Here is a 326-nt window from a genome sequence, read left to right on the forward strand (position 1 = left end):
TGGAAGAAGCAGTCGGCAAGCGCAAATTCACCAAGGTTGCGATTCTGGCAGATTCCACCAACTATGGACAGCTGGGCCGCGAAGATCTCGAAAAAGCACTGGCGGTGAAAGGCGTGAAGCCAGTTGCAGTCGAAAAGTTCAACATCAAAGATGTGGACATGACGGCCCAGTTGCTCAAGGCGAAGCAAGGTGGTGCGCAAGCCGTGCTGACCTATGGCATAGGCCCTGAGCTGGCGCAAATCGCCAACGGTATGGAAAAGCTGGGCTGGAAAGTACCGATGATAGGCAGCTGGACGCTGTCTATGGGGAACTTCCTCGACAACGCC

At 54.9% G+C, this 326-nt stretch carries 1 protein-coding gene; it reads left to right on the forward strand.

Translation table 11 applies throughout. The annotated features are described in order from the left end of the window. Window positions 1-326 (forward strand): ABC transporter substrate-binding protein (locus KDM89_RS21050; RefSeq protein ID WP_212689769.1); only part of this gene is annotated, 326 nt, incomplete at both ends.

It is taken from the genome of Cognatundibacterium luofuense, assembly GCF_018139685.1.
GTDB classification, from domain to species: domain Bacteria; phylum Pseudomonadota; class Gammaproteobacteria; order Burkholderiales; family Burkholderiaceae_D; genus Undibacterium; species Undibacterium luofuense.